The organism is Streptomyces recifensis, assembly GCF_002154615.1.
In the GTDB taxonomy this organism is placed as follows: domain Bacteria; phylum Actinomycetota; class Actinomycetes; order Streptomycetales; family Streptomycetaceae; genus Streptomyces; species Streptomyces griseoluteus.
The window spans coordinates 1-8,300 of sequence record NZ_MUNH01000068.1 but is presented as its reverse complement, the minus strand read 5'-3'; the positions used below and the strand labels follow the sequence as shown (position 1 = coordinate 8,300).

7 protein-coding genes are annotated in these 8,300 nt (G+C 71.7%); 2 read left to right on the top strand and 5 right to left on the bottom strand.

The features are described 5' to 3' along the window. Positions 1-83: 83 nt before the first annotated feature. Both CCN33_RS04560 and CCN33_RS04555 read right to left on the bottom strand, forming a co-directional pair. Positions 84-269, bottom strand: a complete 186-nt coding sequence (locus CCN33_RS04560) for a DUF397 domain-containing protein (protein WP_086691354.1) — start codon at positions 267-269, stop codon at positions 84-86. Beyond that, positions 266-1,078, bottom strand: a complete 813-nt coding sequence (locus CCN33_RS04555) for a helix-turn-helix domain-containing protein (RefSeq protein WP_086691351.1) — start codon at positions 1,076-1,078, stop codon at positions 266-268. Before CCN33_RS04555 ends, CCN33_RS04560 begins: the two co-directional genes overlap by 4 nt. A gap of 114 nt (positions 1,079-1,192) precedes the next feature. On the opposite strand from CCN33_RS04555, the gene CCN33_RS04550 reads away from it, so the two are divergent. After that, entirely contained in the window at positions 1,193-1,660 is a 468-nt protein-coding gene (locus CCN33_RS04550) for an ATP-binding protein (protein WP_244173655.1), read from the top strand. A gap of 37 nt (positions 1,661-1,697) precedes the next feature. Beyond that, the gene (locus CCN33_RS04545) at positions 1,698-2,813 is read left to right on the top strand and encodes an ADP-ribosylglycohydrolase family protein (RefSeq protein ID WP_086691349.1); all 1,116 of its coding nucleotides are present in this window, start codon (positions 1,698-1,700) and stop codon (positions 2,811-2,813) included. A gap of 34 nt (positions 2,814-2,847) precedes the next feature. Here the strand turns inward: CCN33_RS04545 and CCN33_RS04540 are convergent, their stop codons facing one another. The 3 genes from CCN33_RS04540 to CCN33_RS04530 form a co-directional block, all read right to left on the bottom strand. Further along, positions 2,848-4,416, bottom strand: a complete 1,569-nt coding sequence (locus CCN33_RS04540; protein ID WP_086691347.1) for a sodium:solute symporter family protein — start codon at positions 4,414-4,416, stop codon at positions 2,848-2,850. A gap of 158 nt (positions 4,417-4,574) precedes the next feature. Continuing rightward, positions 4,575-6,557 (bottom strand): LLM class flavin-dependent oxidoreductase, encoded by a 1,983-nt coding sequence (locus tag CCN33_RS04535; protein WP_244173653.1) that lies wholly within the window; start codon positions 6,555-6,557, stop codon positions 4,575-4,577. Between the two features lie 177 nt (positions 6,558-6,734). Further along, a partial coding sequence (locus tag CCN33_RS04530) for a D-alanyl-D-alanine carboxypeptidase family protein (RefSeq protein WP_244173651.1) occupies positions 6,735-8,300 on the bottom strand: 1,566 nt, incomplete at its 5' end.

Sequence of the window (8,300 nt, the reverse complement as noted above, 5' to 3'; positions counted from 1 at the left end):
GCGGGCGGAGTCGGCGGGGGCCGCAGAGTCGGTCATGGTCATGACCGGAATTCTTCCCGACCCGCGCCGAGGGGGAACGCCTTTCAGACGAGGTGCCCCGCGTGACTGAGGAAGGAGGTCCAGGAGTCGGCGGAGACGGTGAGTTGGTCGCCGTCGGTGCTCTTCGAGTCCCGGATGTGGATGTGGTCGGGGGTCAGGGCGACTTCGACGCAGTCCGGCCCGTCGTTGCTGCTGTAGCTGCTCTTGAACCACGTCAGCTCGGGGGTCATGTTTGGTCTCCCAGTAGTTTTTCGATGCGGGCTCGCGATTCCATGGGCGGGAGGGCCTGCGCCCGGATCATGCCATAGCGCATTTCCAGGATCTGCACTTCCCTCGGGTCGGTGATCAGGCGACTGTGGAACTGGACCTCCAGGTGGCCGAGCGTCTTGCCGTCCCGGAGCTTCAACAGGCGGAAGTGCCCTGCCATGCCCGCGTGTTCCTGCTTGTCGGTCGGCATCATCTGGATCGTGACATGCCGCATCTCGCTGATCTCCAGCAGGTGTTCCAACTGCCGTCGAAGCACCGCCCTCCCGCCGATCGGCCGCTCCAGCGCCGCTTGCTCCTGCACGAAGGTGATCTCCGGACGGGGCACCCGCTCGAAGACCGACTTCCTCGCCATCCGGGCCGCGACGAGGCGTTCGATCTCCTCCTCCGTGTAGGTGGGCCGACGCATCGCATACAGAGCGTGCGCGTACTCGGGCGTCTGCAGAAGGCCGTGGATGTGCAGGGCGGTGTAGGCGCCCAACTCCACGGACTCCTCCTCCAGCTTCTGCAAATCCCGGACCTTCTTCGGGTACCGAGCTCGCTCCACGTCCGCCTGCATCGCGGACACCTTGCCGCCCGCACCCACGACCTCGTCCGTGCGGTCCAGGAAGTCGGGCTTGGGGACGCGGCGGCCCCGTTCCACGGAGGACACCATTTCCTCGCCGTACCCGATGGCGGAGCCCAACTCCACCTGGGTCATACCCGCCGCTTCCCGCCACGCCTTGATCTGCCGGCCCACCGCCCTGAGTACGGCCTCGGCCTCCTCGTCCTCCACCGGCGCCCCTCTCGCTCGTACCAGCCGTACCGCTGCGTCGCCCACCCGTACAGTCACCCTGCGTACCGTGGTCGTCACTGGTCAGCGTAGGGACAGGTGGCCACTCTGGGTGACATGAATGAGAAATCACGGCTGCGTATCCAGTTGTCCACGACGCGGAGAGGCGCCCGGCTCGCCCGGCTTCTCACGGAGCGGCAACTGGACGAGTGGGGCATGCCGTTCGAGGCGGCGACGCAGGTCGTGGCCGAGCTGGCCGCCAACGCGGTGCTGCACGGCCGGGTCGGGGGGCGGGACTTCCGGCTGGAGCTGCTGCGGAGGGACGACGGCACGCTCCGTGTCGAGGTGACCGACGCGCGGGGTGAGCGGAGCTTGAGGCTGCCGGAGGAGTCGGCGGAACTGGCCGACGGCGGACGGGGGTTGCGCATCGTCGCCGCGTACGCGCACCAGTGGGGGGTGGTCGAGGCGCCCGCCGGGGCCAAGACCGTGTGGGCGGAGCTGAAGCGTCCTTTCCTGGCCGGTATGGGTTCGGCGGAGACCGATCGGGGCGCCGATCGGACCGTTCCGGGTCCATTACAGTGCTGACCGGCGTGCGGGCGGACGGTGGCGCGAGGAGGTCTGGGTGGGTGCGACGAGCGGCGCCGTCTGGGGCCGTGCGGAACAGCAGGACTTCCGGGGCCGCGTACGGGGCACTCTGCTGGGTGCCGCGATCGGCGACGCCCTGGGCGCACCGGTCGACTCGCTGGACTGGGACGCGATCCGTACCGCGCACGGCCCCGAGGGGCTGACCGACCTCGCGCCCGGCCAGGGCAGACGCGGCACCGTCTCGCACCACACCCAGCTCACCCTCTTCACCGTGGACGGCCTGATCCGTGCCCAGGTCCGCCGCGACACCGGCGCCTGGCACCCGCCGACCGACCTGCACCGGGCGTACCTGCGCTGGGCGGCCACCCAGCGGGACTGGGGCCCGGACGAGCGCCGCGCGGAGGACGGCTGGCTCGCCCGCGAGGAGTGGCTGTACGCCCGCCGCGGCCCCACCCGCGCCCTGCTGCTGGGCCTCGGCAACGACGTGATGGGCACGCTGGAGCGTCCCAAGAACCCCGGTGAGGCGGGTCCGGAGGCCGTCGCCCGCTCGGCGCCCTTCGGCCTGCTGGTCGGCTGGGAGCCGCAACTCGTCGTGCAACTCGCGCTGGAGTGCGCCGCCCAGACCCACGGCCACCCGGTGGCGGTCCTCTCGGCGGGCGCGTACGCGGTGATCGTGCACGCCCTCGCGCGCGGCGAGAGCCTGGACGGCGCGGTCCAGAGCACCCTCGCCCTCCTGACCGCCCGCCCCGGCCACGAGCCCGTCACGACCGCCCTCCAACGCGCCCTCGGCGCGGTACGCCAGGGCCTCCCCAGCCCGGCGCGCGTGGCGGAACTGACGGGCGAGGGCATGGCGGACGGCCTGCTCTCCGCCGCGGTCTACTGCGCCCTGGTGGGCGAGGACGTCCGCCACGGCCTCTGCCTGGCGGTCAACCAGCCGGGCCCGTCGGCCGCCGCGGGCACCCTGACCGGCGGACTCCTGGGCGCCCTGCACGGCGAGACGGCCCTCCCCCCGGCCTGGCTCCCCGAGCTGGAGGGCCGCCCCACCATCCTCGAACTGGCCGACGACTTCGCCCTGGAGATGACCCAGGGCCCCGCGCTCCACACCCCCGCCGGCTCGGCCCCGGGCTGGCTGGCCCGCTACCCGCGCGCCTGAACACCCTCACGCGGCGCGACGTGGCCGAGTGCCCTCAGTCCTTCCTGGGTGCCCCCACCACGTCGTCCCCGGCGGGCCCCGGCGCCGGGACGGTCGCCGCGCCCCCGCCGTCCGAGTTGACCCGGTCGATCACCGCCAGGCGCTCCGGGGTGTCCTCCGGCTTGATCCAGCCGACGCAGACGTACAGGACCAGGGACACCGCCAGCGGGACCGAGACCTGGTACTGGAGCGGAACCCCGCCGGACACCTGCCAGTCGACGGGATAGTTGACCAGCCAGAAGGACAGCAGACCCGCCGCCCACGCCGTCAGCGCGGCCGTGGGGCCCGAGCGGCGGAACGGGCGGAGCAGGCCCAGCATCATCGGGATGGCCATCGGGCCCATCAGGCCCGCCACCCATTTGATGATCACCGTGATGATGTCCTTGAAGGCGGGGGAGTCGACCTGGGTCGCCACCGCCATCGACAGGCCGAGGAAGACCACCGTCGTCACCCGTGCCGCGAGCAGGCCCGCCCGCTCGCCCCACCCCCGCGCCCGCCGCGACAGCACCGGCGCCACGTCCCGCGTGAACACCGCCGCGATGGCGTTCGCGTCGGAGGAGCACATGGCCATGGTGTGCGAGAAGAAGCCGACGACGACCAGACCCAACAGCCCGTGGGGGAGGAGCTGTTCGGTCATCAGGGCGTACGCGTCCGAGCCGTCCGGCTTCTGGGCGTGGACCAGCAGCGGGGCCGTCCACATGGGGAAGAACAGCACCACCGGCCACACCAGCCACAGCAGCGCCGAGAGCCGTGCGGAGCGGGCGGCCTCGCGGGGCGTGCGCGTCGCCATGTACCGCTGGGCCTGGTTGAGCATCCCGCCGTTGTACTCGAAGAGCTTGATGAACAGGAACGCCAGCAGGAACACCGTCCCGTACGGCCCCGCCAGCGGTTCCCCGTGCCCGCGCAGCGCGGGCTCGTCGAAGGCGCCGAACACCCCGATGTCCCGGTCGCCAAGCTTCAGCACCACCGCGACGAACATCGCCACCCCGGCCAGCAGCTGGATGACGAACTGGCCCAGTTCGGTCAGCGCGTCCGCCCACAGGCCGCCGATCGTGCAGTACACGGCGGTCACCGCGCCGGTGACGAGGATGCCCTGGTTCAGCGAGGCCCCGGTGAACACCGACAGCAGGGTGGCGATCGCCGCCCACTTGGCGCCCACGTCCACGATCTTCAGCAGCATCCCGGACCAGGCCAGCGCCTGCTGGGTGGTGAGGTCGTACCGGTTCTTCAGGTACTCCAGCGGAGAGGACACCCCGAGCCGCGACCGCAGCCGGTTGATGCGCGGCGCGAACAGCCGGGAGCCGATGGCGATGCCGAGCGCGATCGGGAACGACCAGGTCACGTAGGAGGTGACCCCGTAGGTGTAGGCGATCCCCGCGTACCCGGTGAACATCACCGCGCTGTAACCCGACATGTGGTGCGAGATGCCGGACAGCCACCACGGCATCCGGCCCCCGGCGGTGAAGAAGTCCCCCACGTCGTCCACCCGCCGGTGTGACCAGAACCCGATCGCCACCATCACGCCGAAGTAGCCGATCAGCACCGCCCAGTCGAGACCGTTCATGTCTCCCCTCCCAGGGTCCGGCCGCCGGCGTCAGCCAGTCAGGCATGTGAACTCTGGGTTTGAACAGGGACGCGCGGCAAGGAACCGTCGAGTCAAGGAGAGGTAAAATCGTTCGGTTCCCTGACCCCTGTTCAGAGATGTGAACAACCAGCCGGGGGTTACCTCAGCTCGTCCGGGCAGTGCGTCCCGCGCGGAAGCTGGTACGGCGCCGCCAGGTGGTACGTCCCCGCCCTCGGTGCCAGCAGCACCGTCCACCGGTCGCCGGACGCGTCCACCGGGGTCTCCCTCAGGCACCCGTTGACGTTCACGAAGGACTTCGGGGACCCCTCCGGCCGCCGCTTGGACTCCTCGGTCTCCTGCGGCGGGGCCAGGCTCTTGCCGCGCTCGTCCACCACGCTCAGCCAGGGCGAGTACGGCACCCGGACCAGAATCCGCCCCGGCTTCCGTACGTCCAGCGTCATCTCGCCCTGCTCCGCCCGCCGCACCACCGCGTTCGGCTCGGCCATCGGCGCCGGGTCCGTCACCCGGTAGAGCTGCCAGTTGGAGTCGCTCCAGATCCGGTCCAGGTACGGCATCCCGCGCAGCACCAGTTCCCGCTCGCGCAGGCCCCCGTCCCCGTCCGGGTCGTCCACCCTCGGCAGCACCACGTACCGCACGGCCCACCGCTGGAGCCACTCGTGGTAGTTCGCCGAGTTGAGGGTGTCGTCGTAGAAGAGCGGGTTGCGCTCCATGTCGGCCTGGCGGTTCCAGCCGCGCGCCAGGTTCACGTACGGCGCCAGCGCGGACGCCTCCCGGTGCGAGCGCGCCGGGATCACCTCCACCCGGCCCTTCTCCGCGTCCACCCGCTGCAACTGGTGCACCAGCGGCGCCAGTTCACGTGCCCAGGACGCGGCCGGGGTCGTGTGGATGGTGTCGTCCACCGACTTGAACCCGATCCAGCCGACGAATCCGGCGAACGCCAGCACCGTCGCGTACCAGCGGCGCGACCTCGGGGCGGTGAACGGCAGCGCGGCCACCAGGGCCACCCCCGCGAACAGCATCGGCAGCCGCGAGATGTTCGAGCCGATCTGTGAACTGATCAGCCACACCAGGACCACGCTCAGGCTGTACACACCCGCCGTCAGCCTGACGGTGACCCACTCCCTGGGCACCAGGAACAGGCAGAGCAGTCCGTACAGCAGCGGCATGACCACCGAGCCGAACGTCATCGGCTGCGTCCCGGAGAACGGGAACAGCCACGCCGACGCGGCCACCACCACCGCCGGCGCCAGCCCCAGCGCGAACGCGCCCGGCCGCCGCTTCTGCAGGAACAGCGCGACCGCGACCAGCCCCACGAACAGCCCCGCCACCGGCGACGCCATCGTGGCCAGCGCGGCCAGCGGAGCCGCCGCCAGCGCCTTCGCCCAGCGCTTGTACCGCCCCCGGTACGGCCAGCAGCACACCACCGCCACCGCGCCCGCCGCGAACAGCGCCGCCAGCGCGTACATCACCCAGCCGGACACCGCCCCGCCGAGCAGCGCCAGGATGCCCGCCAGGGCCGCCAGCGGCGCCGCGGCCATCGGCTTGGCCCAGCGCTCGTACCGGCCCTCGTACGGCCAGCAGAACACCGCCGCCACCGCGCCCAGCGCGAACAGCGTGCCGAGCCCGAAGGTCACCCGGCCCGAGACGGCGTTCCCCAGCAGCGCGAACACCCCGGCCAGCGCGGCCCACAGCGGATTGCGCACCGCCCGGCTGCGCACCAGGACCATGGTCAGCAGGGCCGCCGAGCCGGTGCCGGCGATCATCATCGTGGTCCGCACCCCGAGCACGGACATCAGATACGGCGAGACCACGCTGTACGACACCGGGTGCATACCGCCGTACCAGGCGAGGTTGTACGCCGAGTCGGGGTGCCGGCCGACGAACTCCGCCCACGCGTCCTGCGCCGCGAGATCGCCGCCGCTGTTGGCGAACGTGAAGAACCAGATGACGTGCAGGACGCCCGCGAGCAGGGTCACCGACAGCACCGGGTGCCTGCGCGCGCGGGCGCGGAGGGTGCTCAGGACGCTCGCCGCGCTCTTCGCGGGCGGGCCGGGTATCCGGGGGCCGGACGCCGGGTCCGGCTCGGCGTTCTCGGCGCGCTTCGGCTCGGTTGTCGCCACGTCAGGCACTCCCCGTGTCCCGTCTTCCGTTCTCGGCCCCCTGCGCGGCCTGGCGCGGTCCTCGGTGACCTGCCCCGTTTCGTGACGCTAGCACGCACCCCGCCGCCCGGCTCCCGAGGCGGGAGCGCGGACGGCGGGGTGCGGGTACGGCGGGTGTCGCGGGGGCCCGCGAGGGGGTCAGCCGATGCGGGTCAGCTTGGCGCCGAGGCCCGGTTCGGCCAGGTCCGCGCGGAGCGCCACCGGCACCTTCACCGCACCGGCCGACGAGCCGTCGCCCAAGGTCAGCGAGCCGACCTCGGTTCCGGCCTTCGCGGTGTGCGGGATCGTGCCCGAGGTGAAGGACAGCCGCACCTTCAGGCCCGCCCAGCCGGCCGCCTTCACGTCCTCGGTGACCTCGACGGGAGTCCGGCCGCCCAGGCCGTCGTCCACGTATCCGACGACCGTGCCCTTCTTCAGCACCGTCTCCGACTTCAGCGCGCCCTGCGCGGCCCGGATCAGCGCGTCGCTGTGGTCCAGCGCGGCGCTGAGGATGGTGTTCTCCCGGCCGCCCGGCGGCTGCCGCAGCACCGCGCCGATGACCATCCGGGTCTCGCCGCCGACGTCCTGCTTGGCGGCGAAGACCAGGTTGCCGAGGGCGGAGGTGGTGGTGCCGGTCTTGATGCCGACGACGTTGTTGTGCCCGACGAGCTGGTTCCAGTTGGAGTGGTACGTGCCCTTGTAGTCGGTGTACGACATCATCGCCGCGACCTCGCGGAACACGGGCTGCTGCATCGCCGCCTTGGCCAGCTTCACCTGGTCCGCGGCCGTGCTGACGGTGGAGTTCGTGAGCCCCGAGGGGTCGGTGTACGTCGTCCCGCTCATGCCGAGGCCCTTGGCGGCGGCGTTCATCTTCGCCACGAACGCCTTCTCCGAGCCGGCGTCCCAGCGGGCGAGCAGCCGCGCCACGTTGTTCGCGGACGCGATCAGCACACCCTCCAGTGCCTCCCGCTGGGTGATCTTGTCACCCTGCGTGACGTCGACGGTGGACTCCTGGCCCGCCTTCGACTGGTCCTGCGCCGCCTTGTCGATCGAGATCTTCGGGCCCTCGGCGCCGCTCTTCAGCGGGTGGTCGCGCAGGATCAGGTACGCGGTCATCACCTTCGCCACGCTGGCGATCGGCACGGGCTTGCCGGAACCGGAGGAGCCGAACGAGCCGATGCCCTGCACGTCCAGCGCGGCCTGGCCGTCCGCCGGCCACGGGATGTCCGGCTTGCCGCCCTGGAAGGTGTAGCTGTCCTTCGCGGTCAGCGCGAGCGTGGGCTGCGGCAGGGCGCGCATCGCCTGGACGACGCCTAGGACGACCACCAGCAGGATCACCAGCGGCGTCCAGATCTTCACCCGCCGTACCAGCGTGCGTACGGGCGTCTCCGGCGGGGGCGGCGTGTTCGTCAGCTCCGCCAGCAGGTCCAGCGGCGGCTTCGGCGGCAACGGCTGCTGCGTCGTCCGCTCCGGCCCGACCTGGGGCACGGCCCGCGTCTCCTCGACGCGTGCCGACGGCCCCTTGAGGTCGGGCTTCAACGCCACGAACTTGCTGGTCCGCTCGGCCTCTTGCTCCGCGGGAGCGGGCTTCGCCTTCCCCCCGACCTTGAGCATGGTGGTCGGCTGGTCCACCTGCGGCTTCTTGGCAGCGGGGGACTTGAGCGCGGTGGTGGGGGTGTCCACGGGCTTGCCGGGCGCCTTGGCGGCGGGCTCGGCATCGCCCCG